The sequence below is a fragment of the Edaphobacter sp. 12200R-103 genome, assembly GCF_010093025.1.
Classification (GTDB): Bacteria; Acidobacteriota; Terriglobia; order Terriglobales; family Acidobacteriaceae; genus Edaphobacter.
Genome location: NZ_CP048114.1, coordinates 2,457,248 through 2,481,563, shown reverse-complemented (window position 1 = coordinate 2,481,563; position 24,316 = coordinate 2,457,248). Strand labels below are relative to the sequence as shown.

At 58.8% G+C, this 24,316-nt stretch carries 18 protein-coding genes; 6 read left to right on the top strand and 12 right to left on the bottom strand.

The window, feature by feature from the left end:
* Positions 1–116: 116 nt before the first annotated feature.
* The 3 genes from GWR55_RS10315 to fabG all read right to left on the bottom strand — a co-directional run bounded on the left by GWR55_RS10315 (position 117) and on the right by fabG (position 1,963).
* Positions 117–521 (bottom strand): helix-turn-helix domain-containing protein, encoded by a 405-nt coding sequence (locus GWR55_RS10315; RefSeq protein ID WP_370521126.1) that lies wholly within the window; start codon positions 519–521, stop codon positions 117–119.
* A gap of 188 nt (positions 522–709) precedes the next feature.
* A complete protein-coding gene (locus tag GWR55_RS10310; protein WP_162402194.1) occupies positions 710–1,195 on the bottom strand; it encodes a GNAT family N-acetyltransferase in 486 nt (161 codons plus the stop codon).
* A gap of 18 nt (positions 1,196–1,213) precedes the next feature.
* The gene (gene fabG, locus GWR55_RS10305) at positions 1,214–1,963 is read right to left on the bottom strand and encodes a 3-oxoacyl-[acyl-carrier-protein] reductase (protein WP_370521433.1); all 750 of its coding nucleotides are present in this window, start codon (positions 1,961–1,963) and stop codon (positions 1,214–1,216) included.
* Between the two features lie 106 nt (positions 1,964–2,069).
* Here fabG and GWR55_RS10300 point away from each other — a divergent pair, with 106 nt between their 5' ends.
* On the top strand, positions 2,070–3,632 hold the full coding sequence (locus tag GWR55_RS10300) for an FAD-dependent thymidylate synthase (protein WP_162402193.1): 1,563 nt from the start codon (positions 2,070–2,072) through the stop codon (positions 3,630–3,632).
* 341 nt (positions 3,633–3,973) lie between these two features.
* Here GWR55_RS10300 and GWR55_RS10295 read toward each other — a convergent pair whose 3' ends face one another.
* The 3 genes from GWR55_RS10295 to GWR55_RS10285 form a co-directional block, all read right to left on the bottom strand.
* Entirely contained in the window at positions 3,974–5,521 is a 1,548-nt protein-coding gene (locus GWR55_RS10295) for a Gfo/Idh/MocA family protein (protein WP_238398325.1), read from the bottom strand.
* A gap of 111 nt (positions 5,522–5,632) precedes the next feature.
* A complete protein-coding gene (locus tag GWR55_RS10290; protein WP_162402192.1) occupies positions 5,633–6,241 on the bottom strand; it encodes a class I SAM-dependent methyltransferase in 609 nt (202 codons plus the stop codon).
* Between the two features lie 119 nt (positions 6,242–6,360).
* Positions 6,361–7,005 carry a hypothetical protein gene (locus GWR55_RS10285; protein ID WP_162402191.1) on the bottom strand — a complete coding sequence of 215 codons (645 nt, stop codon included), beginning with the start codon at positions 7,003–7,005 and terminating at the stop codon, positions 6,361–6,363.
* Between the two features lie 346 nt (positions 7,006–7,351).
* On the opposite strand from GWR55_RS10285, the gene GWR55_RS10280 reads away from it, so the two are divergent.
* Both GWR55_RS10280 and recA read left to right on the top strand, forming a co-directional pair.
* A complete protein-coding gene (locus tag GWR55_RS10280) occupies positions 7,352–9,325 on the top strand; it encodes a family 16 glycoside hydrolase (RefSeq protein ID WP_162402190.1) in 1,974 nt (657 codons plus the stop codon).
* 132 nt (positions 9,326–9,457) lie between these two features.
* On the top strand, positions 9,458–10,534 hold the full coding sequence (gene recA / locus GWR55_RS10275; RefSeq protein WP_162402189.1) for a recombinase RecA: 1,077 nt from the start codon (positions 9,458–9,460) through the stop codon (positions 10,532–10,534).
* A gap of 319 nt (positions 10,535–10,853) precedes the next feature.
* Here the strand turns inward: recA and GWR55_RS10270 are convergent, their stop codons facing one another.
* The 3 genes from GWR55_RS10270 to GWR55_RS10260 all read right to left on the bottom strand — a co-directional run bounded on the left by GWR55_RS10270 (position 10,854) and on the right by GWR55_RS10260 (position 12,779).
* Positions 10,854–11,471, bottom strand: coding sequence for a Spy/CpxP family protein refolding chaperone (locus tag GWR55_RS10270; protein WP_162402188.1), 618 nt, complete (start codon positions 11,469–11,471; stop codon positions 10,854–10,856).
* A 193-nt stretch (positions 11,472–11,664) separates the two neighbouring features.
* Positions 11,665–12,180, bottom strand: a complete 516-nt coding sequence (locus GWR55_RS19270; RefSeq protein WP_238398324.1) for a hypothetical protein — start codon at positions 12,178–12,180, stop codon at positions 11,665–11,667.
* Positions 12,177–12,779 carry an RNA polymerase sigma factor gene (locus GWR55_RS10260; protein WP_162402187.1) on the bottom strand — a complete coding sequence of 201 codons (603 nt, stop codon included), beginning with the start codon at positions 12,777–12,779 and terminating at the stop codon, positions 12,177–12,179. The genes GWR55_RS19270 and GWR55_RS10260 overlap by 4 nt, the downstream gene beginning before the upstream one ends.
* Positions 12,780–12,896: 117 nt before the next feature.
* On the opposite strand from GWR55_RS10260, the gene coaD reads away from it, so the two are divergent.
* Entirely contained in the window at positions 12,897–13,391 is a 495-nt protein-coding gene (gene coaD / locus GWR55_RS10255) for a pantetheine-phosphate adenylyltransferase (protein WP_162402186.1), read from the top strand.
* Positions 13,392–13,405: 14 nt separating this feature from the next.
* On the opposite strand, the gene GWR55_RS10250 is transcribed toward coaD, so the two are convergent.
* Together GWR55_RS10250 and GWR55_RS10245 are read right to left on the bottom strand one after the other, a co-directional pair.
* Positions 13,406–15,529 (bottom strand): PQQ-binding-like beta-propeller repeat protein, encoded by a 2,124-nt coding sequence (locus tag GWR55_RS10250; RefSeq protein WP_238398323.1) that lies wholly within the window; start codon positions 15,527–15,529, stop codon positions 13,406–13,408.
* A gap of 154 nt (positions 15,530–15,683) precedes the next feature.
* Positions 15,684–16,949 carry a DUF2264 domain-containing protein gene (locus GWR55_RS10245; RefSeq protein ID WP_238398322.1) on the bottom strand — a complete coding sequence of 422 codons (1,266 nt, stop codon included), beginning with the start codon at positions 16,947–16,949 and terminating at the stop codon, positions 15,684–15,686.
* A 307-nt stretch (positions 16,950–17,256) separates the two neighbouring features.
* On the opposite strand from GWR55_RS10245, the gene GWR55_RS10240 reads away from it, so the two are divergent.
* Complete coding sequence (locus GWR55_RS10240; protein WP_162402184.1) at positions 17,257–20,703, top strand: carboxypeptidase regulatory-like domain-containing protein; 3,447 nt, start codon at positions 17,257–17,259, stop codon at positions 20,701–20,703.
* Between the two features lie 303 nt (positions 20,704–21,006).
* Here GWR55_RS10240 and GWR55_RS10235 read toward each other — a convergent pair whose 3' ends face one another.
* Complete coding sequence (locus GWR55_RS10235; RefSeq protein WP_162402183.1) at positions 21,007–22,866, bottom strand: glycoside hydrolase family 2 protein; 1,860 nt, start codon at positions 22,864–22,866, stop codon at positions 21,007–21,009.
* A 185-nt stretch (positions 22,867–23,051) separates the two neighbouring features.
* Here GWR55_RS10235 and GWR55_RS10230 point away from each other — a divergent pair, with 185 nt between their 5' ends.
* On the top strand, positions 23,052–24,248 hold the full coding sequence (locus GWR55_RS10230; RefSeq protein WP_162402182.1) for a pyridoxal phosphate-dependent aminotransferase: 1,197 nt from the start codon (positions 23,052–23,054) through the stop codon (positions 24,246–24,248).
* Positions 24,249–24,316: the final 68 nt, after the last annotated feature.

Below are 24,316 nucleotides of genomic sequence, written 5' to 3'. Positions count from 1 at the left end.
GCGGTCATGGTATGCGGTATTTGTGACAGGACGAAGAATTTGCCGGGTCGGATCCGGTTATGCGAATCCGATAGCGGGCATCTTCGACTCTGCGCTGGACGTTTGTTTGCGGTGCGTTAGCTGAGCGCGGTCTGCGCGAACTTGCGTACCATGGCCAGCAGCAGGCGGCGATCGTTCTCGCTCAGGTTGGCGGAGTAACGCTGCACCTGGGTCAGGAACCGGATCTCATCCTCGTCGAGGTGCAGGGAAGACATCTCCTTGCTGACCATCTCTTCGGCGAAAAACTCAGCCAACTGCAGGTCGAGGGCGCGGGCGATCTTCTGCAGGGTTTCCAGCGAGGGAACGGTGTGTCCGTTCTCGACCCGTGAAAGATAACAGCGGAGAAGACCTGTGCGTTTTTCGATATCGCCCTGGGACATCCCTTTTTGGAGGCGATAGCCCCGAATCGTATTCCCGATGTTCATCGCAATGGACAGAGCTTCAGGGGACTCGTTTTGAAGGTCGGCAGAAAGTGTTTGCATGGTTCCCATTAGCCACAAAGTAAACAGCGGCAGCGCCAAGGGTCAATCTTTATCTTTGTTGCAGATGGACGTTGGTACCACCGGAGGTTCGCCTGGAGCAGGATGAGGCGATTTGTTTAAGTTTTACTTGAACCCCAGGCGCAGGTGGAACCTCTTACAGCAACAAAACTTTCTCACATTATCGGACATTACTTTAAACGGAGCGCAAAGAATGCGAGCCCGTCCACCGGGTTCTGGTTGTAGCGCTCCACGGGAACGAAGCCGAGCGAGGTGTAGAGCCTGACTGCCTCCGGCATGGCCGCGGGAACGGTGTCGAGGTACATGAAATCGAAGCCCTGCAAAGAGGCCCACCGGATGGCTTCTTCGATGAGACGGCGTCCGAGGCCGAGTCCGCGAAAACGGGACCCGACCCAGAGGCGTTTCATCTCGCAGGAGGGTGGCTGCCGGTCGAGCTCGCGGAGAGCGACGCACCCGGCGGGCTCATCGTCGACCATAGCGAGCAGGATGACGGCATAGCCTGCCGGAAGCGTTGCAAGCTCCTGCTCGTAGTTGGCGAGGCAGATGCTTTCGGCCCCCGAGGGATTGTGCGCCAGGTAGTCTCCATAGTCGCGCATCAGCAGGCGCGCTGCGGCGACTTCGGAGTTATGGCTGGCTTCGCAGATGGCAATAGGCATGCGCGTATTCCCGGGAAACTATCCCATGTGCATTCCACCGTTCACATCGAGCGTGTGACCGGTGATGTAGCTTGCCTCTTCAGAAGCGAGGAAGGCGACGGCATGGGCGACCTCGGAGTCGGTTCCGACGCGGCCCATCGGAATGTACTGTGCGTTCATCTTCTTCTGCTCGTCAGTCAGGACGGCCGTCATAGCGGTCTCGATATAGCCGGGGGCGACGGCGTTGACGGTGATCGTCCTGCTGGCCAGCTCGCGGGCGAGAGACTTGGTCAGGCCGATCAGGCCGGCTTTGGAGGCGGCATAGTTGGCCTGACCTGCCTGGCCCACTTCTCCGACGACGGAGGTGACGTTGATGATGCGGCCCCAGCGATTCTTGACCATGGAGGACATCACCGCCTGCGAGGCGAGGAAGGCTCCGGTCAGGTTGGTCAGCAGAACATCGTCCCAGTCGGCCCGCTTCATCCGCATGGAGAGCATATCGCGGGTGATTCCGGCGTTGTTGACGAGGATCTCGACCTTGCCGAAGTGCTCAAGGACGGCTTTGACGCCGCTCTTGATGGACTCTTCGTTGGCGACGTCGAGCGCAAAGGCTCTGGCGGTTCCTCCGGCGGAGGTAATCTCAGCTTCGACGGCAGCCAGTTTTTCCACATTTCTTGCGGCGAGGGCAACGTGGGCTCCGCGGCGAGCCAGCTCGAGGGCGACCGCGCGGCCGATACCCTGTGATGCTCCTGTAACGAGTGCGATGCGATTGCTCAATGAACCTCCGATGCTATGCCTACAAATTATACGAAGCTGCGGGAGGATGAGGGTGGCGCTGAAACGCATTCTCCGGGAGAAGACGCGATGCTCGGGGTGACGTATCCTGTGGTTCACCATGCCGGACCAGAAGATTCCTTCCCCATCTGCCGAAACCGACGTCTATGCGATCCACGGAGCCGACCCCGAAGTGCTGGCCTATGCAATGGCCAAGTATTCGCGTTCCGCGTTGAGCATGAAGGAGTCGCTGGTCGAGATCAGCGCCCAGCGCGCCGAGCAGTTTCTGAACACCTTTTACTTCCAATATGGACATCGGTCGATTGCCGACCTTGCGCACATCCCGTTTGCCATCGAGCGGCTCAGTCTGCTGGCGGCGATCGAGGTCGTGGATGAGCAGCGCTGGGACGGGCAGGAGCGCTCCACGCGCTACCAGGACTTCCGGCGCTCCGGCTGGTACACGCCCAGCCTGGGCGAGAGGACCGGAGAGTTTACGAAAGCAGTCGAGCAGCTCTTTCATGCCTACCAGGGCGTCTCCGCGGGGATGCTGGAGGCGCTGAAATCCGCGATTGTCCGGCCTGAGACGATGAAGCCGGAGGCATACGAGCGCACCCTGAAGGCGCGGGCGTTCGATGTGGCGCGCTATCTGCTGCCGCTGGCAACCAACACGTCACTCGGCCAGATTGTGAATGCCAGGACGCTCGAGACGCAGGTCTCGCGTCTGCTGACCAGCCCGTTTGCCGAGGTCCGACAGATCGCCGAAAAGCTGCGCATCGCAGCAACCGAACCCGCATGGAACGTCTACCACGCCGATGCGCAGGTACTGTGCGAAGAGATTGGCTCCGTCCACGAGTTCTGCGCGCAACGCGCGACGGAGATGCTGATGCGTCCCGTGAAGACGGCTCCCACGCTGGTGAAGTATGCCGTCGAGAATGCATACCAGAAGGAGAGCTGCGCAGAATTGACGGCAGCAGCCGGGGAGCTGATGGCTGGCCAGGCGATCGATCCTGCTCCCGTGGTCGATCTGCTCGACGACACGGAGCCGCTCGAGGTGGAGCTGGCGACCTCGCTCCTTTATCCCAACTGTCACTATCCATACCGGCAGCTGCGTTCGAATGTGGCCGCGCTTCCGGCTGCGCGGCGCGATGAGCTGATCGCGCTGGGAACGAAGCATCGTGGAAGGCACGACGAGCTTCTACGGGCCTTCAGCGCCGGGCAGGGATTCCGCTTCGACATCCTGATGGACATCGGCGGCTTCCGCGATATGCATCGCCATCGCCGCTGCGTGCAGCTGCTGCAGAGGTACACCGATGCGCACGGCTACGAGGAGCCGGTCTGCCCTGGACAGCCGACGCTGGCCGAGGCCGGTATCGAGAAGGAGTACACCGCGGCGATGGAAGCAGCGCTCGCCGTCTATAGGAGCCTGCGCGACTCCGGTGTGCCCGAAGCCCCGCAGTCGGCGCAGTATGTTCTCCCTCTGGGAACGCGATGCCGCTCGATGTTCAAGATGGACTTCGCCGAGGCGCTCTATATCGCGGAGCTGAGGTCCGGCGTGGCCGGGCACTTCAGTTACAGGCGCATAGCGTGGGAGATGTACCGGGCAATTGCCGAACGTCATCCGGCGCTTGCATCGCACTTCCGGATCGAAGATGTGAATGAGCCGGTGGACCTGCTGCGGCGTTAACTGCTTCGATGAGCAACGATCGATTCTGAAAACGGATCGTTACGCTAGGGTGTATTCACATAGAGCGCTTTGGCCTGGGAGAATCGCCAGGCCAGTTTCTTTTGAGGCCTTCCGGAGGTGTCATCCTGAGCGGAGCTCTCGCTGTTTTATTGCGCTTCGCTCAGGATGACACTTCATGGGATTGCAAGGAATGTATCTCCTGGCTATTAAGGAATGAATTTCCTAACCCACTGCCCTATCCTGCGAACCGCCATGATGCATCCTTGAGACAAGCGTGACCGAGTTCAAATATATGTGGATACACCCTAAAGCCTGCCCGGCATTGCCGGGCAGGCTTTAGATCACGAAAGAGCCCAGCCGGAACGATCCTGCCGTCGTATAAACGGCGCCGCCTGAGGGCAGTTTTTCGCAACCATCTTGTGTCCGTCCCATTCGATCTTCTGGCCGACACGCAAAGACACGCAGCCCAGCAGCATGATCTCCGTGAGACGCGCGCCGATGTCAAAGCGCGAGTAGCACATCTCCGGTTTGTCAGCTTTGACAGCATCGAGCCATTCATGCGCATGGGCCTGAACGAGATTCCCGGTATGGTGGTTGCGGGGAATGCGCTCCGGATACTGCGCCATCGCCGGGTGCTCGAGGTAGTGGACGAATTTTTCTTCACCCTTTAGCTTGATGAAGAAATTCGTCCCATAGTCGTCCGGTGAGAAGACCGTCCCTCCATCGCCAATCAGCAGACAGCCGCTGTCGGGTATCTTGCCCTGCAGTGCGAGGATGTCGGCAGTCAACTCGACTGGGGGCTTGTTGCTCAGATCATGGCCGCCACGGGCTGCCGGGTCGGGCTGCCCGCCGTCATACCACCACAATGTCACCGCATCGTGCTCAATCTTTTTGTAGCGGTGAAAAAGATGCGGGTGCTCGTAGGGAATACGGCCCTGGCGTTTGGGAAAGGCAAAACGGATCTTCGAACCGAGGGGATACGATTCCTTGTTCATCGGGCCGAGAGGCATTGCTTCAATCTCTGTCGGGGCATCGAGATCCAATGCGCGAAACGGCATATTGACCGTGTGGCAGGCCATGTCACCGAGCGCCCCGGTTCCGAAATCCTGCCAGCCGCGCCAGTTGAACGGCTCGTAAATTCCAGCCTTCGGATTGCTGCTGCCTTTGTAGGGGCGCATGGGAGCCGGCCCAATCCAGACATCCCAATCCAGGGTCGAAGGAACCGGGTCTTCTCCAGCCGGACGCACCATGGCCTGCGGCCAGATCGGACGGTTCGTCCAGACGTGGACTTCATGCACCTGTCCGATCAGACCGTCCTGAATCGTCTCCACGGCGCGGCGCAAACCGTCCGAGGCGCTGCCCTGGTTGCCCATCTGGGTGACAACTTTTTTGTCGTGCGCCATCTCCCGCAGATAGCGTGCTTCATAGATCGTCTGCGTCAGCGGCTTCTGGCAAAATACGGCCTTCTTCCTCTTCATCGCCGCCGATGCCACGATCGCATGCATATGATCCGGCGTCGAAACCGTCACCGCATCGATCCGGTCGCCCATCTGATCCAGCATCTGCCGGTAATCCTTGTAGAACTTCGCGTCTGGATATTTTTTCGTCTGAGTCTCATAAGCCGCGGAACCGGAATCCACGTCGCACAATGCGACGATGTTCTCGCCGGCGCAGGCATCGGTGTCGCTCCGGCCCTTCCCGCCGATTCCGATGCAGGCGATATTCAGTTTGCTGTTGAGATTCTGACCGCGCAAAAATGCAGGCGCGCCAAAGGCCAGCGCACCGGCGGCCAGAGAGCTCGTTTTGATAAATTCACGACGGTCGACACGCGAGGGTTCGGCGGTCTCACCAGCTTTCAGAGAGGGGAATGTTTCAGATGGTTTGGACACGCGCCTATGATACATCGCCATTGTTGACGCCGGTTTGCGAGATCCTGCCCTTGCCAGCCACCGCTGCGTCAGTCCCACAAAATGCTATTGTAATGACCGAAGCAGAGACATTTAGCGTCGTTTCCTTTGAACCCAGGTCGTCATGCAGCGGTAGTCTTGCACGATCGTGGTCTTCAATGGGTCCACAAGTACGCTGTTCATCTCCTCCGTGAGTTCCATAAGCATTTCTTCATCTGCCAGGAACCACTCTGAACCGTCTCCCACCAAAAATCGACCTTCCCGTACTCGCTCGAACTCCATGCCAATCCTCGAGCCCAGACGGCAGAACAGCATTCCTCCAGGTCTTAGAACTCGCCATAACTCCGCCAGCATCACCCTGAAATGCTCCTCATCTCGAGCGAAGTGAAGCACAGAGTTACAGATCACAACATCGGCAAAGGCATCTGGGAAGGGGATCTGTTCAATGGGAGCAATTTGAAAATTTTCTGCGGGGAGCCCGGTCCCCAGCGAAGCGGAAAGCCGCCTTACGTGCTCTACACCATCGCGGTTCAGATCGAGTGCAAATATCTCGCAGCCTTCGCGTAATAGATGGACCAGATTGCGCCCATATCCGCATCCAGCGTCAAAAACACGCATTCCAGGCGCGATATTTCCTCGCAGAATTTGATCGAAAACGTAAATGTCAATGTGCCCGAATTGCTCTTGAATATTCAATGCCATGCCTTCATCATCTCAGCGGCCGGTGTTTGCCCTGGCTGATTAAAATTGGTCACTTCCCACAAGCCGACTTATGAGGACTAAAGACTGCGCTCAAAAGTGCCAGGTTCCATAACGGACCCTCAGGGTACTAGAGAAGTCACGCCCGCTGGGCAGATGACTACAGTGCCACTGGGCAACTTACGGCTTCCCGCATTCAGAACGCGTACTGCGTTTCCTGACTGCTGCATGAGGACGTGAGCGCAAAAGTAGCCTCTGCTGGAGATTTCATCGTCATCGCGTCCCGGGTCTCCCGGACGACGATGCTTCAACATGTAGCCATAGTCGCTAGGAGTGATGTCCAGATTCGACCAGATCGGCATGGTTTGGATGTTCCAGCTTTGCCCTTTGCCATGCGTCCGGTACGCGCGGTTGATCAGTAGAAACCCGGAGAAGGTTCGCGTCCGAGCAGCTGGAAAATCCAAGTGATTCTCAGCCAGGGTAGCGATCCTGCTACTTAGTAAGAAGACTGAGAGGAAGCCGAGCATGGCGAGAGCGATAGCGAGGTATATACGTTGCCAAACCTTGAGACTTTGACGACCAAAGACTGCAACGAACACCAAACCAAGCGCGCCCACAACGCCCAATAGGAAGCAGGTATTCAGGATGTTGTCGTGGGTGGGAGTTATTTCTGTGTAGGTATCGAACCAACCAAGAATCCAGTACACGAAAAGGAGGCAGACCGGGCAGGCGAGCCAAATCCAGCCATAGGTCGGTCGCTTCAGCATCGTGATCCCATCATAATGTGAGTTGTTCGTTCCACGATGGTGGGCACAGGATTACTCCTGATAAACGCCCTTCTCGGAAGTCGACGACTGATCAACCCGAAGCGGCTCATCAGGATGAATCCAATCCCGCGAGGCTTGTCTTACAGCGACCAGAACGCTGCCAGTCGCTTTGATTACATTGCGTAATACGCAAGGTGAATTGTATTGCGTGCACTGAAACAAGCGTGATAGGGTTCCGACTGTTCGCCCGGCGGGTCACGATACGGACTGTTTGAATCGCTTCGAAAGCGAGGCAAGCCCGATCGATTGACTCCTGCCAACGATACGGCGGGCCAGGGGGCTTTCCATGCGCAGGTTCTTTTTATCGGCTGCTGTTGCTGCTTCGTCGGCAGTGCTCTTTTCCTTGAACTGCCTGGCTGCGCCGCGAACGTTTGTTCCGGATGTGACGTTTACGGGATCGAGCCTGGCTGCGTGGCATCCGGTAGGTCAGGCGGAGTGGAAGGCGCAGAACGGCGAGATCGTGGGGACGCCGAAGGGTGCGGCGGGTGGATGGCTGTTGATCGACCAGTCCTACCAGGATGTGGGGTTTGTCGCAGACTTCAAGTGCGGCTCCGGCTGCAGGACAGGCGTGCTGTTCCGTGCGGAGAAAACTCCGGACGGCGGGATGAAGGGAATCTACATTTCGATGACCGAGGGCGACGTCGGCGCTTACCGGATCACGCTCGATGCGAACGGGAGGGAGCTGACGCGGGAGAAGCTGGGGCCGGCCGGAAGCAAACGCGGCGATCCGGTGACGTATATGTATGAGCCGTTACCCACCGAGGCGCCGTTTGTCCCAAAGTTTGCGCTGGCGCCGAACGTAAACCTGGCCCCGGATATTCCAGCGCACCGGCCGGCAGGAACGCTGCACAAAGATGGCTGGAATGAGCTGGAGATCATCGTGGACGCAAGCCAGACCAAGGCGATCGTGAATGAAGGGCCGATGACGGCGGCGTCGGGTGCGGCTGTGAGCGATGCCGGAAACTTTGGGCCGATCGCGCTGTATGTGGGCGGAACGGCGGAGGTGCGGTTCAAGGATGTGGGTTACAAGAACCTGAACGTCAAGATCGTGCCCAAGGAGGTAGTGTCGAGCCACTTCCATGTTCAGCGGCTGAACCAGCTTTATTATGCGTGGACGGCGGCGGTGGCCGATGTGAACCGGGATGGGATTCCGGATATTGTTACCGGACCGATCTATTATCTCGGGCCGGATTACACGACAACGCATGAGATCTATGTGGCAGAGAGCTACGATCCGTCGAGCCAGTATCCGCGCGGCTGCATGGTGAACTTCGTGCACGACTTTAACGGAGACGGCTGGCCGGATGAGTGGTGCGCGACGGGCAACAACGGAAATGGTCCAGGAGTACTGTTTGTCAATCCGCGCGGAGAGGCGCGACGGTGGGACCGGTATGTCGTTACGCCGGATGTCTATATCGAAGAGTCGGCGTTCCAGGATTTGTACGGTGATGGCAGACCGGGAATCATCATGGGGGTTCCCGGCGGAACGATCGTGTATGCGCGGCCCGACCCGAGCGCACCGACCAAGCCGTGGGTTCTGACGCCGATCTCCGAGCCGGGCCCGTGGGCGGCGAATAATTCGCATGGCCTCGGGACGGGGGACATCAACGGCGACGGAAGGCTCGACGTGGCGGCGGCGTGGGGATGGTGGGAGCAGCCCGCGCCGGGCGTGAAGGGGCCGTGGAAGTATCATCCGGTGGCGTTCGGGCGATGGGGAAAGTCGCAGGGCGCGGCGGGTGGAGCGGAGATGGGGATCTACGATGTGAACGGCGACGGCCTGGCGGATGTGGTGACGAGCCTTGAAGCGCACGGCTGGGGACTGGCGTGGTTCGAACAGAAGCGGAGCGCGGGTGGAGAGATCTCCTTTGAGCGCCACATGATCATGGACAACTACCAGACGAAGAATGCCGGCGATGTTCTGTTTACGGAACCCCATGGAGCAGCGTTCGCGGATATCGATGGGGATGGCGTGAAGGACTTTATCGTGGGCAAGAGGTTTATGTCCCACTTCGGATATAACGACCCAGACCCGTATGGAGCTCCGGTACTGTACTCCTACCGCGTGGTAAGGAATCCGAAGGCTCCGGGCGGAGCGGAGTTTGTGCCGGAGCTGATCCATAACCGCTCAGGCGTCGGCTCACACATTGTGGCCACGGATTTGAATGGCGATGGCGCCCCGGACATTGTGACCTCTGCGGCCCATGGGACGTTTATCTTCTGGGGGACGAAGGGGAACGGGTCGACGAGCGCGGCGCATTGAGCCTTCAAGGCTAAGTGCAGGGGACTGATACGGTGACTGGGGAAGTTATAAAAGCGGGTATTCGCTTTTTCTTTGCTCTTGTGCAATTAAATGCTAGAATCCGCTTTGACGTTCCATCAGGGAGAACACTACGTGGCAGATGACCGCAACAAGGCAATAGAGACAGCGCTTTCGCAGCTTGAGAAGCAGTTTGGCAAGGGCTCCATTATGAGGCTGGGAGCCAAAGAGGCCATCGTTCCCATCTCGGTCATCTCCACGGGTTCTATCTCGTTCGATGCGGCTCTGGGTGTGGGTGGCGTTCCCCGTGGGCGCGTGGTGGAGATCTTCGGTCCGGAGTCTTCGGGTAAGACGACGATTACGCTGCAGATCATTGCTGAGGCCCAGAAGGCGGGTGGACTGGCGGCCTTTGTGGACGCCGAGCACGCGCTGGACCCGGCCTATGCCAAAAAACTGGGGGTGGATACGGACAATCTCCTGGTCTCGCAGCCCGATTACGGCGAGCAGGCGCTGGAGATCGTCGACGCGCTGGTGAAGTCCGGGGCGATTGATGTGCTGGTGGTGGACTCAGTCGCGGCGCTGGTCCCAAAGGCCGAGATCGACGGCGAGATGGGTGATTCGCACATGGGTCTGCAGGCCCGTCTGATGAGCCAGGCTCTGCGCAAGCTGACCGGAACGGTCTCGAAGTCGCGCACCTGCCTGATCTTCATCAATCAGATTCGCGACAAGATCGGTGTAATGTTTGGAAATCCTGAGACCACGACCGGCGGCCGGGCTCTGAAGTTCTATTCCTCCGTCCGTATTGATATCCGGCGTATCGGCGCGGTGAAGGAAGGCGATGTCGTGACCGGTTCGCGCACCAAGGTGAAGGTCGTCAAGAACAAGGTTGCGGCGCCGTTCCGCGATGCCGAGTTCGACATCCTGTACGGCGAGGGAATCTCACGCGAGGGCGATGTTCTGGATCTGGCGGTTCTCCATGGAGTCGTGGAAAAGAGCGGCGCCTGGTACAGCTATTCGGGAGAGCGCATCGGGCAGGGAAGAGAGAACGTCCGCAACTTCCTGAAGGAGAACAAGGATGTCTTTGCACGCATCGATGGCGAGATTCGGAAGAAGCTGAATATCGCCTCTGCGGACGGAGCGCCGGAGGTTCCCGCGGTCCCGGCCAACGGAGCAGTTGCAGCGACGGAGGCTGTTAAGGGCAAGCGATCGTAGTTTGGATTCAGACGGTAAAAGGCTCTCGCATCATGTGAGAGCCTTTTGCTTTTGTGGGTGATCTCTAAGATGTATCCACTACCTAGAGGTGTCATCCTGAGCGGAGCGCGCCAGCGCGGAGTCGAAGGATCTGCGGTCTTGCCCGGCTTAGCCACCATCCTGAACCGCAGATCCTGCGACTCGCTCAGGATGACACCTCTGTAGGACTGTCGGATGACACCCTCCGTGGGGCTGGTGGAATTGCATGTTCGATGCCGAGCACCATCATGCATCTTTGGCATCACTAGGAATTGGGCTTCAGGCACACGTCCCATCCACCCTAGCGATCGAGATCAAGTACCGCCGGCGGTGGAACGTCGATGTCAACCTCAGGCGAATCGTCAGGGGATATGCCGCCGATCACGAATCCTGCCTCCGGGCCGGGATCGGGCAGTGCGAAGGGCGCGAGCTGGCTGAGGGGACCTCCGGGAGCGATCTGCAGGCGATTGACCATTCCGGGTTGGATCATCAGGCTGTCGGGGCCGTGTCCATGCGGGCCGGGACCGTCCGGACCTCCCTTGAAGTGATAGAGGAAGCGCCGGTTCTCCCGCTGCTCTTCCTGCAATTTGGTCCACTGATCGGCGGACAGGACGCCGCGGATGCCCAGCAGCATGCGGGCGTTGGCCTTTTCCAGCTCCGCGCGGGCGCTGGCCACGCGGTCGATCTGGGAGAGCACCTTGTTTGTGTCGGGAGGATTGGCGGAGAGCATGGGCTCGAGCGTGACCTCCTGCTTCTCGACGTTGGCCTTCAGGTCGATCAGCTGCAGGCGGCTCTGCTGAAAGATGTCGTCCATGCGCTTCTGCTGATCGGCGGAGAGCGAGATCTTCTGGACGATGTCAGGATTCTTCCACCACATTCCGGGGGGCGCGATGCGCGTCTCCGGACCCATCGGGCGCATCCTCGGGCCTCTTTCGATGGCCCTGTATTGAACATTCCGTGGCGGTCTCGGGGCTTTGACGGCTACCGAAGGTGCTGGAGCAGAAGACGGCGCAGGCGTGGAAGGGGCCTGGATCGCTGGCGATTCGGCAGATAAAGACAGCGTGCACAGCAATGCAAGAGGAGCGAGCGTGAGAAGAGAAGAGCGGGTCATGTCAGTTCCTTGAAGTGGAGTCAATCTTGCTGCCGTTACCCCCGGTGGGGTCGGCGAGCGGTTGCATGGGAGCGGGAACGGAGGAGGAGAGCGTCTGGTCGATCTCCTCAAGCAGGGCCTCATCTCCAACCGTTGTGGAGGGTGCGGCGGGAGCCTGTGTCTTGGAGTGGGTTGCGTCGTAAGCCGCTATGGTGCGGGAGTCGTGATGCGTCGTAAAAGGGAGAGCGATCAGAAGGATGAGTGCGGCGGCTCCTAGAAGCCAGGCCGAAAGGGTGCCGAACGGGTTGGAGTGAGAGGCGCGGGTCCACGAGCGGCGGTCGGAGTGATAGCTGGCCCAGGCGGTCACGGACGAACCGAAGTCCGCGAGCGGCTGGCGGAGGCGGGAAAGTTCCGCAGTGCACTCCGGGCAGCGGAGGAGGTGATCGCGCAGATGTTCAAGCTCCGGCGATTTCTCGGAGGGAGCGGCGATCAGGAGATCGTAGAACTGTTGTTCGGTAAGGTGGACGGTGGAATTCATACGGTTTTCCTGGAGAGTTTCGAATGGCGTTCGCGAATGTGGGTCAGTGCACGGTAGAGATGGCTCTTGACGGTGCTAAGAGGGATTCCCGTCGCTGCGACGATCTCCGAGAGCTCCATCTCCTCGACGAACCGTAGGAGAAAGATGGTGCGTTGGCGGTCGGAGAGGGTACTGACGGCTTGCCAGAGGATGCCGACCTGTTCGGTGGCAATCAGGCGGCAGTCCACGGCGGAATCGCGATGCGGAAGAAAGGCCGCGATCTCATCGGCGTCGATGGATTGAGCGGAGATCTTGCGCCAGAAGCGGAAGCGATGGGTCCGTGTGTGGTCGCGGATGAGATTGAGCGCGATGCGGGTAAGCCAGGTGGTAACGGCGCAGTCGCCGCGAAAGCTGGAACGGGAGCTCCAGGCGCGGAGAAACGTCTCCTGGGTGAGGGTCTCGGCGAGATCGGCATCGCGCAGGGAAGCGAGCAGGAAACGATAGATGCGCGGACGATGAGTTTCGATAACGGCCGCGAGGTCATCGAACGGCGTCGGCAGCGCGGCGGCTGCCTCTGAGGCCTGGGCAAAGAGATCGGCGGTTGCGGTCCTGGTCAGCATGCTTGGTCTCGGAACGGCGGTTTGTGCGCGCTCCTGATATCAAGACTGACGGGGACGATGCGGCGAAGACTACAGGAAGACGGATTTTTTTCTTCAGGAACGGTATGCTGCTTGAGAATGCATACGGTCAAGGCAATCTATCCTGGCACATTCGATCCGCTGACGAACGGGCACCTGGACCTGATCGCCAGAGGGGCAAAGATCGTGGATCACCTGGTGGTCGCCATCCTGCGCAATGCGGAGAAGGCGCCCCCGCTGTTCACGGTCTCAGAACGTGTCGAGATGATTACCGAGGCGACGGCAGGTTTGGGCAACGTCTCTGTTGCCACCTTTGATGGTCTTCTCGTGGACTTCTGCAGGGAACAGGGAGCAACGGCGGTTCTTCGGGGCATTCGCGCCGTCTCGGACTATGAGTACGAGTTCCAGATGGCGATGATGAACCGAAAGCTCGCGCCTGAGATCGAAACGCTGTTTATGATGCCCGCAGAAAAGTACACCTATGTCAGCTCACGGCTGATCAAGGGTGTCTTCGAGCTGGGCGGCGATGTGTCGTCTCTGGTACCGCCACTGGTGGAGGAGCGGTTGAAGGCGAAGGTGGCCCGGCAGAAGTAACGGACCTCTGTAGGCTATTTCGGAAGCGCAAAGGCGACGTAGACCCCTCCTATCGGTCCGCGAGGGTTCAGGCTGGAGCCACCTGCAGCGATGACGACGTACTGGCGTCCATGCACCTGGTAGGTGGCGGGGGTGGCGTTCCCGGCAAAGGGTAAGACACTCTCCCAGAGCAGCTTGCCGGTAGTTTTGTCGAAGGCGCGGATCTTGTGGTCAAAGTTGGTGGCGGCGATGAAGAGCACTCCGCCAGCGGTCACGAGCGGACCGCCGTAGTTTTCGCTGCCGGTATCAGCCATGCCTTGGGCAGCCAGCTCAGGGTACTGTCCCAGAGGGATCCTCCAGAGATATTTGCCGGAGGAGAGGTCGAGCGCATTCAGGGTTCCCCACGGCGGAGCTGTGGCCGGATAGCCGTCGGGATCGTTGAAACGACGATAACCGGTTAACGTATATTTGGTGGTTACGGATTCCGTGCCATTGCCGGTGTGACCGGCCTGCTCTTCTGCCGGGGGACCCGAGGCGTCAGCATCGGACGAAGTCGCCAGATATCGCTGAAGATCAACGAGCTGCTTTCCTTCAAGCGGGAAGGCAGGCATGCGGCCTTTGCCCTGGTGAATGGTGGCGGTGATCTGGTCCGGTGTCAATCTTTTCGTAATCCCGAGAAGGGACGGGAACTCCGGCGGCGCACCCTGACGGTGGTCTCCGTGGCAGACGCTGCACTGGGAGAGATAGGTGGTTCGTCCGGGCGAGCCGCCGGTTTGCGTGGTGAGCGCGCCGATGGAGGCGTGGTTGTTGGCGTTGACATAGAAGATGCCGGTCTGGGGATCGAAGGCAGGGCCTCCCCACTCTGCGCCACCCTCGAAGCTGGGGGACATGAGGGTATCTTTGCCGACGGTGAACGGCACGAATGGCCCTTCGTTGCGCATCTCGCGGAGGCGTTGCATCGCCCAGGCGTGTGCCTCCGGGGTGCGATTGGTGAGAGTGGCTTCCGTTACGGTCTGGGGAACGAATGGCTCGGGGACGAGAGGGCGGGGCTGGGTTTTGGCTGCAACTTCGCCGGGAGTATTGCTTGGGGGAGCGGGATGCTCTTCGATGGGGAAGAGGGGTTTTCCGGTCGTGCGATCAAAGAGATAGAGCACGCCTTGTTTTGTCGTCTGGGCTACGGCGTCGATTTTTGTTCCATGGCGCGTGATGGTGGCGAGGACTGGAGCGGAGGGAAAGTCGCGGTCCCAGATGTCGTGATGGACTCCCTGGAAGTGCCAGAGCAGTTTCCCGGTGGCCGCGTCGAGGGCGAGCAGGGTGTTGGCGTACAGGTCGTCCCCGAGACGGGCTGCTCCATAGAAGTCGGGGACAGCAGAGCCGGTCGGAATGTAGACGATGCCACGGGCAGGATCGAGGGCCATCCCGGCCCAGTTATTGGCGCCTCCGGCAGTCTTCCATGCATCAGGAGGCCAGGTGTCGTAGCCGGGCTCACCGGGGTGCGGGATGGTATGGAAGATCCATCGCTGCGCGCCAGTGCGAACGTCGAAGGCTCGAATATCGCCGGGAGGAGCGGGAGCGGTCTCCGGCAGGCGTCCGCCGACGATGAGGAGGTCTTTATAGACGACACCGGGAGTGGAGAGCGAGATGGATTGCTGTCCGGGGTCGCGGCCCAGCCCCTCACGGAGGTCGATTCTGCCATTCTGTCCGAAGCCGGGGATGACTTTGCCGGTTGCAGGATCGAGCGCGTAGACGAAGTTTGCGATTCCGACGAAGATGCGTCGCTCATGGCCAGAGCCCTTCCAGTAGGTGAGGCCGCGATCCGGGCCGGTGCCCTTGACCGAGGAATCGAACTTCCAGAGGAGCTTTCCGGTCGCGGCGTCGAGCGCGACGATCTTCTGAGACGGGGTGATGCCGTAGAGCACACCGTCGAGGATGAGCGGAGTGGTCTCGAGTCCGCCTGGCTCGCCGGTGTCGAATCTCCAAGCGACCTGCAGGCGCGAGACGTTGGAGCGGTCGATCTGCCGGAGCGAGGAGTAGTGGTTGTTCTGCGGCGTATTCCCGATGCTTGTCCAGTCGGCGTTTTTTCCTGTTTGCGCGGAAGATACGGCGGCAAGCAGGAGAGGAAGAAGGGCTAAAGGGCGCAGTTTCAGCGGGAGCGTCATCGGCGATGATGATAACGGCTCGCGAGGCCGTGTCCACATATATCTGGAATCCGAACGGCAGATCCTTCGACTCGCTACGCTCGCTCAGGATGACACCTACGGAAAGCAGGTCTCCATGTGATTCAGCGCAGGTTTAACGTGATTGGATTTGTCTTTATGCCGAAGACGCGTGATCGGCGGGGACGTCTTCGCCGGACCATATCTTTGCCTGGGTCCATTGCTTGGCCGGACCTGACCAGAAGAGGTCATCGGAAGGAAGACCGAGGGGCAGCCAGGCGCATGCGCAGAGATACAGGCTTCCGGTGGAGATGTAAGTCTCTCCAAGGTGAGGCTGATGGCCAGCGAAGCCGATGGTGAGCCATCCTTTGGAGTCAAAGGTGCCGGGGCGCTCGATCATGCGGCGCATGACGGCGGTGAGGGCGCAACGCACCTGCTCGGGCGAGACGGGGTCCGGCAGCTGCCTGCGCAGGCTGATGTCGCTGAGCAGGTGGAAGGCGCCGAACCGATAGGTAATGGATCGGCCGATGGCGGGATAGGTGGCCTCGGGGCTGATCATCCTCTCCTGGATGGCGGCGTAGCGGCGGGCGCGTTCGAGCACAACGGGTTTGAACTCCTTCCACATGGCGGAGCGGGCAGGAACGGTCTCGAGGACCTGCATCAGCATGGGCTGAATGACGAAGCTGTTGTAGTAGTCCCAGTGGAAGTGAGCGCCGTCGCCGTAGGTTCCGTCGCCGAGGAACCACTCGCGATGCATCTCGATGGCGTAGTCGACGCGGAGCGAATCCCACTGTTCCCCCATGAGGCAGAGGCCGGCTTCGACGATGGCGGAGAAAAGCAGCCAGTTGGAGTGTCCGGGGAGAACCTGGCGGGTCGCCTGCAGAGCCTTGACGACATTCGCGCGGGTAACGCGGTCCAGAGGCTCCCAGAGTTGTTTTGGCGCGCGCAGGATTCCGAGGACGAGGAAGGCGGCATCGACGACAGACTGCGAAGTCATGCCGAAGTTCATGTAGTCCGGTGAGGATGGATCGGTCCCGTTGCGAAGACCGATGCGAGCCCACTCGCGGTATTGGGACTGAAGAGCGGCTTCAGGGCTGTTGCGGACGTCGCTTTCGAGCCAGGGCGCGAGGCCGCTGATGAGACGGCCGAAGGCCTCAAGATGAGTGGATTTTCGGCGGTCCTGCTCCAGCCCCGGCCGCGCCTCAACCGGCATGAGGTTCCGAAGCTGCGCTTTGCTGAGGGCTTCAAGGACAGGATGCGAGACTTTGCGTACGATCTCGATCCAGTAGGCCCGGTCTTCTACGCCGGATGCCGGACGGGGAAGCTGCTGGGCAGCGGCCGGAAGTGCCGGACTTGCACCCAGGGCGAGTGCGCCGCTCAAAAAACTGCGTCTGGTGGTTGGGTGATCGTGGAGAATCGGCAAGGGTCATTCCTGTCGTTGGAAGATGCGGCCACCATACTTGAGAATGGCGCCTGCGACAACTTTAGCGGTAACTCCAGTGGGCCTTACTAAAACGAAATAATTCTGTAATTTGGAAGCAGATTCGGAGACTGGGAATTGCTTGACAAGTATGTACGGAATACGAATTAATGTCCTTCGCTTGGAAATAAGTCTTCTTTTTGCGAGCGCACTGGCGGGATCCGCCGGTGGACGATTGACGAACTTCAGAGAGACTGTTTGATGGCAGCTCTTATGAAGGCGAGTGAACGATCCTTTTGGAGGTTGTGAGATGCAAGAGAGATTTCGCGCGGTGTGGTGTGTCCTGCTGCTTGCGATTGGACTAGGGTTCTCTGGTGTGCAGGCTAATGCCCAGAGCAGCTTCGGTCAGATCTCAGGTACGGTGCTGGACCCGACAGGAGCGGCTGTTCCCGAGGCCGCTCTCACGATTACATCGATGAACACGCAGGCGACCCGTACGGTCAACTCCGACCAGAACGGCAACTATATCGTCACCAACCTTGCGATCGGTCTTTATTCGATTACGGTGACGAAGACGGGATTCCAGACGGCGAAGCAGTCCGATGTCTCGATCAGCGCGGACGCAAAGGTAACGTCGAACTTTACGCTTACCGTTGGCCAGACGAGTGAGACGGTCGAGGTGCAGGGAGGCGCGATTGAGACGCTCAACACGACCTCCGGTGAGCTGGCGCGTGTGATCGATTCAAAGCAGGTCGAGAACCTTGCCCTGAATGGCCGCAACTATACGCAGCTGCTGACTCTGGTGCCGGGCGCGGTGGTGACGAATCCGGATATTTTCTCGGTGACGACGTCGCTGGCGGCCAACAATCAGACCATCAATGGAAACCGCAGCGATACAAATAACCTGACGGTGGATGGAGCCTACAACCAGGTGGCGGGTTCGAACGGTTCTCTGATGAACAACGTCGGACCGGACTTTATCCAGGAGGTGAAGATCGATACCTCGAACGCCTCGGCAGAGTACGGCCGTACCTCGGGTCCCACGTTCAACATCGTTACCAAGAGCGGAACGAATGCCTTTCATGGCGGCGCGTTCGAGTTTCATCGCAACAGCTACCTGGATGCGACCAACTACATTGCACGCAAGAAGACTCAGCTGATCTATAACGATTTCGGTTTCTTTGTTGGTGGTCCTGTCATCAAGGACAAGCTCTTCTTCTTTGTCGGGGAGGAGTGGAGGCGGTACCGTGCACAGGCAACGGCGGTAACGCGTACTGTTCCGACGACGGCGATGTTGAATGGCGACTTTTCAGCGCTCTGCACCACGGGATTTGTCAATGGCGTTTGCACTCCCGCTGCCGGTCAGCAATTCAGCCCCAACCAGCTCTTTTACCCCGGAACTTCCACGCCTATTCCAAACAACGATGTTTCTGCCTTGATCTCGGCAGATGGTAAAGCGATCGGGAATGTATACAGGATCATTTCGGCGGCTGGACTGAGCTTCCACGATGGGGGGATTCCTTCGAATAATCTGGTTCTTGCCCCGTCGAATCCTCTGAACTTCCACCAGGATCTGGTTCGGTTCGACTACGTTATCAATCAGCAGCACTCGGTCTTTGGCCGCTGGATTCACGATCAGAATACTTTGATCGACCCTTTCGGGACCTTTTCCAACAGCGGCATTCTCAACACGACGCCGACGACGCGCAACCGTCCTGGACAGAGCTACCTGGTTGCATGGACCTGGGCCGTTCGTCCCAACCTCATCAACCAGGCCCAGGCCAATACCAGTTGGGCAGCGCAGCGCATTCCTCCTTATGGCGATAACTGGAAGCGTGAGACGTATGGCTTCCAGTACCAGAAGCTTTATCCGGGAATCGGACCTTACCCCAACGGTATTCCGATTGTGAACATCACGAATTTTGCCGGCTTCCAGGGCCCGAACTTTGCGCTGCTTTCGCCTACGACCGACATCCAGGTATCGGATACGCTGACCTGGATCAAGGGGAACCATGCGTTCAAGTTCGGCGCGGCTTATATCCGCGACCGTGTTGACCAGAATGGCCGCTCCAATTACACGGGCACAGCGAACTTTACAGGACTTGCGTCGAACAGCAGTTGCCGTGCGGCTACTTCGAATACGACCTGCAACTCCGTGGCGGATGCACTGCTTGGCAACTTCTCTTCGTACTCGGAGGCCAGCGCCGATCCGATGGGACACTTCCGCTTCAACCAGATTGAAGGATTTGTACAGGATACGTGGAAGGCTACGCGCAAACTGAGCCTGGACTTCGGCCTTCGCTACCAGTGGGTGCAACCGTTTTATCTGCAGGGAAACAATGCATCCAACTTCGATCCTTCGGTCTACAACCCGGCAAATGCCGTGAAGGTGACGACGACCGGATCCATTGTTCCGGGCTCGGGAAATCCGTATAACGGATTGATTCGCGCCGGCAATGGAGTTCCGTCCGATCAGCAGATCCGCGTTCCCAACGTGAATACAGCCTTGTTCCCGCTTATTCCTACAGGCGCTCCGAGAGGCTTTTACAAGATGAACGGAGCTGTCGGTCCGCGCCTTGGCTTTGCTTATGCTGCCAACGACAAGACCACGGTTCGCGGCGGTATCGGCCTGTTCTTCTATCGCGCACAGGGCAACCTGATCTTCAGTCAGTTGAACCTTGCGCCGTGGCTCAACAATGCACAGTTTGGCAACGGCAACCTGGCTACGCTGGGCAACCTGTCGGCCAACAGTACGGCTCTGCAGGCAAGCATCAGCGCGATCGATCCAACCAGCAAGAATCCATACACGTGGCAGTACAGCTTTGGCCTGCAACGTCAGGTGACTCGCACGGTGCTGCTGGAGATGAACTACGTCGGCAGCGTTTCGCATCATCAGCTTCGGCAGCCGAACGTGAACTTCCCCGACATCGCGGCGGTCTATGAGAACCAGAAGCCTGGCGGACCGCGCTATGGCAACATTGCCATCTTCAATCCTTACAAGGGCTATAACGCGATTAACGAGAATCGTTTCGATTCGAACTACAACTACAACGCGCTCCAGATCTTCGCGTCCAAGCGAGCCGGCATTATTACGACAACGCTGGCATACACCTTCGCAAAGGCGCTGGGAGATTCGAACGGCAATAACCAGACGCTCGAGAACTGGACCGACAATCACTACAACTATGGACCGCTGGTGAACGATCGCCGTCATGCGTTTGTGGCGACGTTTGTTATCCAGACGCCAGATCTGAAGGGCCATAACTTCCTGCTCCGTGAGGTTGCAGGAGCGTGGCAGGTTTCAGGTGTCGCCCGGCTGCAGAGTGGAGCGTATAACAACGTTCAGGTGACCTCGCGCTACAGTCTCGGCAACGTCCGGCCCGATATGACTCCGGGTGCTCCGATCTACAGCAAGCATGCTGGGTTGTGCGGTTACGTTTACAACGGCGCGACGAATCTTCCGGCAGGATGCTCAACGGGTGCGAATCCGTTTTCGGCTCCGACGGGACCTCGCTTCGGCAATGCTCCTTACGGGGCGATCGTTGGACCTGGGCTCGCCCAGACCGACGCTACCCTATCGAAGTTCTTCCCGGTTACCGAGCGCGTCCGCGTGAAGGTACAGGCGGATGCATTCAACATCCTGAACCGGACCAACTTCAACGGGCTGAACCTGAACGCCAGCAACAGCAACTTCGGCACCATCTCTTCTGCGTTCCCTGCGCGGCAATTGCAGCTTGGAGCGAAGTTGTTGTTCTAAAGCAGAAGTGTCACAAAGAGAAAGAGGAGCAGCTTTGGCTGCTCCTCTTTTTCTTACGGCAAGTGCTGTGCTGATGTTTGCTTTAGGGAAGGTCTGATTCAATCTCCAAACATTCCCTCAGCGGCTGAAGCCGCATTGCAAGCAAATCATTTGCGGCACGGCTGAAGCCGTGCCCTTAACAAAACTGGACTCAATCAGAGGCTTCTTAGGTCAGCCCTGGGGGTTGCATCCGCAAAATACAGGGATTCTTCCCCTTCGACTCCGCTCAGGGTCAGAATGACGACATTGAATCCAGAGAAGGAACTATTCGGCCTTTCCGACGGAGTGATTTTTGTAGGTCTTCTGGAAGAGGTAGAAGGCCTGCTTCTTCTCGCCTTTTTCTGAGAGGAGCCCCTTGCGGTTATAGCCATCCTGCAGCTTTGGGATATTGCGAGTGGGCGAACGGAAGTCCATCAGGACCCACGGAATCAGGCCGCGGACCTGCGGGATCTTGTTGATCATGACGAACTGGTGCTCGTAGACGTTGACCTGTTGTTCTTCTGCCCAGCGTTGATTTTTGGGACCGTGAACGCCGTACTTGGCCTCGGCGCCAAACTCTGACATGAGAACGGGTTTGTTGGGAAGGGTCCAGACCATCGTGTCGGCGTCTTCGGGCTTGCCCTCGTACCACCCCACGTATTCGTTCTGGCCAACGATATCGAGCGCGTCGATCAGAGGATCGTTCTGGACCATCTGGTTGCCTTTTGCGTGAGGGCCGATGAGAGCCGAGGTGATGGGGCGGGTGGAGTCGAGCTGGCGGGCCTCATTGGCGAGATTGGTGAGGAACTTTGTACGGGCGGGTGTGTTGGGCGTCTCGTTGGAGACGGACCACATGATGACGGAGGCCTTGTTCCGGTCGCGGCGGATCATCTCTTTGAGCATGGCGACGGCCTTGGCGTAGACCTCTGGCTTTTCGTAGGAGATGCGCTGCCAGATGGGGATCTCGGACCAGATCATGATGCCGTCGCGGTCGGCTTCTCGCTCCATACGCTCGTCGTGAGGGTAGTGGCAGAGCCGGACGAAGTTCGCGTTCAGGTCTTTGAGGAAGCCGAAGATGTTTTTTACGTCTTCATCGTTGTTGACGCGGCCTCCGCGGTAGGGAGCCTCGGCGTGCATGTTGGCGCCCTGGAGGAAGATGGGCTTGCCGTTCAGCAGAATTTTGGTGCCGTCGACACGGATGTCGCGAAAGCCGATGTCATCGGTCAGGGAATCCTGTCCGGAGGCGAGCTCGACCTTGTAGAGCTTTGGGCTGCTCGGTGACCAGAGGCTGAGTTTTTTTGCCTTCACTTCGAACGGCGCGCGGCCTTCACTGTCGGTCCTGGCTTCCGTTTCGACCCCGGCTTCAGGAACCTTGATCTTTACCGTGGTTCCGGCGGCTGCACCTTCGACATGAACATAGCCGGTGAGGGTGTCGGCATCGGCGGCGGAGAAGGAGGGGCCGTGCTTGAGGTGGATGTCGTAGTCGTCAATGAAGCTTTCAGGAACTGTCACCAGGGAGACGTCGCGATGGATTCCGCCATAGTTGAACCAGTCGATCCCGATGCCGGGGATCTGGTCGACATTGCGGGTGGAATCGACGGCGATGACGACGAAGTTTGCTCCAGGCTTCAGGACCTGGGTGACCTCGCAGTCGAACGGAGTGAATCCGCCCTCGTGGTCGCATATGCGCTTCTGGTTTACCCAGACGAAGGACTTGTAGTTGGCCGCACCGATGTGGAGGAAGGTGCGGGTGCCGGGGCGGGGCTGGACGTCGAAGTCGCGCTGGAACCAGACGACGCCTTCGTAGTGAAAGAGGGTCGGGTCCTGGGTGTTCCAATCGCCAGGAATCTTCATGGTGGGAGCGGTCGCGAAGTCGTACTCCTCGTTGTGAGGACCGCTGCTGATGTTGGGGTGAGTATTGAGGGCGTAGCCGTTGTCGCGGACCTTTCCGTCGAGGGTATAGAGCCCACGTGCGGGAGGCTGGTCGACCAGATAGTGCCACTGCCCATTGAGGGAGGTGGCTGGGCGATGATCGACATCGACCAACAGGGTTTTGAGCGGTTGCTGGCTGGAGGCGACCAGCGGGGAACCTGCCAGAACGATGGCGGCCAAGCCTGTCAGGCTGGTGACGGGGAATCGAACCATAATCCACCTAAATCCTTCTGATTGAGTAGAAACGAGGCGGAGTCCGCGTAACCGGCGTCGTCGGCAGGTATACAGAGATTCGCACTGTTCTGTTTGGCGAAAATCGTAACAGAAGCCGGGGACATTCCATTGCGGGTCCGACGCGGGTGCTTTATCTGGGTGAGGAAATCTGACACACTAGAGGCATGAGCACAGCAACGGCAACCAAGATCTTTGCGGACCGCATCGGCCGCATTGAAGTTTCTGCAACCATGGCGATCACGGCTGCGGCACTGAAGCTGAAATCCGAAGGTGTTGACCTGGCGGACTTTGGCGCGGGCGAACCGCACTTTTCCACTCCGCGTCATATTAAGGATGCTGCGATTGACGCCATCGAGAAGAATTTCACCCGTTATACGAACGTTGCCGGTATTCCCGAGATTCGAAAGGCCATCGTCGACCGCCACACGGCGGACTTTGGCTCTGCGTACACTCCTGAGGAGTGCGTCTTTACGACGGGAGGCAAGCTGGCTCTTTTCAACGCGGTGCAGGTTCTCGTCGATCACGGCGATGAGGTGATCCTGCCGGTTCCGTACTGGGTCTCGTTCAAGGACATCATTCAGTACGCAGGCGGTGTTGTGGTGCCTGTGGAGACAAACGAGGCGGAGAACTTCCGCGTCACCGCAAAGATGATTGAGGCTGCGATTACGCCCAAGACCAAGGCGATCATTCTGAATACGCCATCGAATCCTTCGGGCGCCGTGGTCTCGCCGGAGGACCTGGAGGCAATCGTGCGCCTGGCTCATCAGCGCGACATCTTTGTGCTGCTGGATGAGTGCTACGTGTACCTGAACTTTACCGGGAACATTGTCAGCGGTGGCAGCTTCAAGGACTGCAAGGAGCATGTGGTGGTTCTTGGATCGTTGTCGAAGACGTATGCCATGACGGGTTGGCGTGCAGGCTTTGCGCTTGGACCGAAGCCGATTATCGCGGCGATGAGCAAGCTGCAGTCGCAGAGCACATCGAACACGGCAAGCATGGTGCAGCGGGCCTCGATTGCTGCTGTCAGCGGATCGCAGGAGTGCGTGGCAGAGATGCGCGCCGATTATGTGAAGCTGCGCGACCGCGTCCTTGAGGGCTTTAAGACGATTCCGGGACTTACCTGCACGGTGCCTGAGGGTGCTTTCTATGTGTATCCGAATGTGAAGAACTTTATCGGCAAGGGTGGAATCACCTCCGCAACCGATCTCGCGGCCAAGCTGCTCAGCGAGGCCCATGTGGTTGTGGTTCCGGGCGAGGCCTTTGGGACGAAGGAACACATCCGGTTGTCGTATGCAGTATCGGCTGATGTGGTGGATGAAGGCGTCAAGCGGATGCGCGAATACTTCGCAAAGCTTGGCTAGGAATCTGATACCGGAAAGAGGCCGCATTGGAAAGCACCAGTGCGGCCTCTTTGATTGAGACAGGAAAG

What these genes read in the sequence shown, in the direction of transcription:
- GWR55_RS10315 (WP_370521126.1), bottom strand. Translation starts at nt 521, where the DNA reads ATGCAAACACTTTCTGCCGACCTTCAAAACGAGTCCCCTGAAGCTCTG.
- GWR55_RS10310 (WP_162402194.1), bottom strand. Translation starts at nt 1,195, where the DNA reads ATGCCTATTGCCATCTGCGAAGCCAGCCATAACTCCGAAGTCGCCGCA.
- GWR55_RS10300 (WP_162402193.1), top strand. Translation starts at nt 2,070, where the DNA reads ATGCCGGACCAGAAGATTCCTTCCCCATCTGCCGAAACCGACGTCTAT.
- GWR55_RS10290 (WP_162402192.1), bottom strand. Translation starts at nt 6,241, where the DNA reads ATGGCATTGAATATTCAAGAGCAATTCGGGCACATTGACATTTACGTT.
- GWR55_RS10285 (WP_162402191.1), bottom strand. Translation starts at nt 7,005, where the DNA reads ATGCTGAAGCGACCGACCTATGGCTGGATTTGGCTCGCCTGCCCGGTC.
- GWR55_RS10280 (WP_162402190.1), top strand. Translation starts at nt 7,352, where the DNA reads ATGCGCAGGTTCTTTTTATCGGCTGCTGTTGCTGCTTCGTCGGCAGTG.
- GWR55_RS10270 (WP_162402188.1), bottom strand. Translation starts at nt 11,471, where the DNA reads ATGCGCCCGATGGGTCCGGAGACGCGCATCGCGCCCCCCGGAATGTGG.
- GWR55_RS19270 (WP_238398324.1), bottom strand. Translation starts at nt 12,180, where the DNA reads ATGAATTCCACCGTCCACCTTACCGAACAACAGTTCTACGATCTCCTG.
- GWR55_RS10260 (WP_162402187.1), bottom strand. Translation starts at nt 12,779, where the DNA reads ATGCTGACCAGGACCGCAACCGCCGATCTCTTTGCCCAGGCCTCAGAG.
- coaD (WP_162402186.1), top strand. Translation starts at nt 12,897, where the DNA reads ATGCATACGGTCAAGGCAATCTATCCTGGCACATTCGATCCGCTGACG.
- GWR55_RS10250 (WP_238398323.1), bottom strand. Translation starts at nt 15,529, where the DNA reads ATGACGCTCCCGCTGAAACTGCGCCCTTTAGCCCTTCTTCCTCTCCTG.
- GWR55_RS10240 (WP_162402184.1), top strand. Translation starts at nt 17,257, where the DNA reads ATGCAAGAGAGATTTCGCGCGGTGTGGTGTGTCCTGCTGCTTGCGATT.
- GWR55_RS10235 (WP_162402183.1), bottom strand. Translation starts at nt 22,866, where the DNA reads ATGGTTCGATTCCCCGTCACCAGCCTGACAGGCTTGGCCGCCATCGTT.
- GWR55_RS10230 (WP_162402182.1), top strand. Translation starts at nt 23,052, where the DNA reads ATGAGCACAGCAACGGCAACCAAGATCTTTGCGGACCGCATCGGCCGC.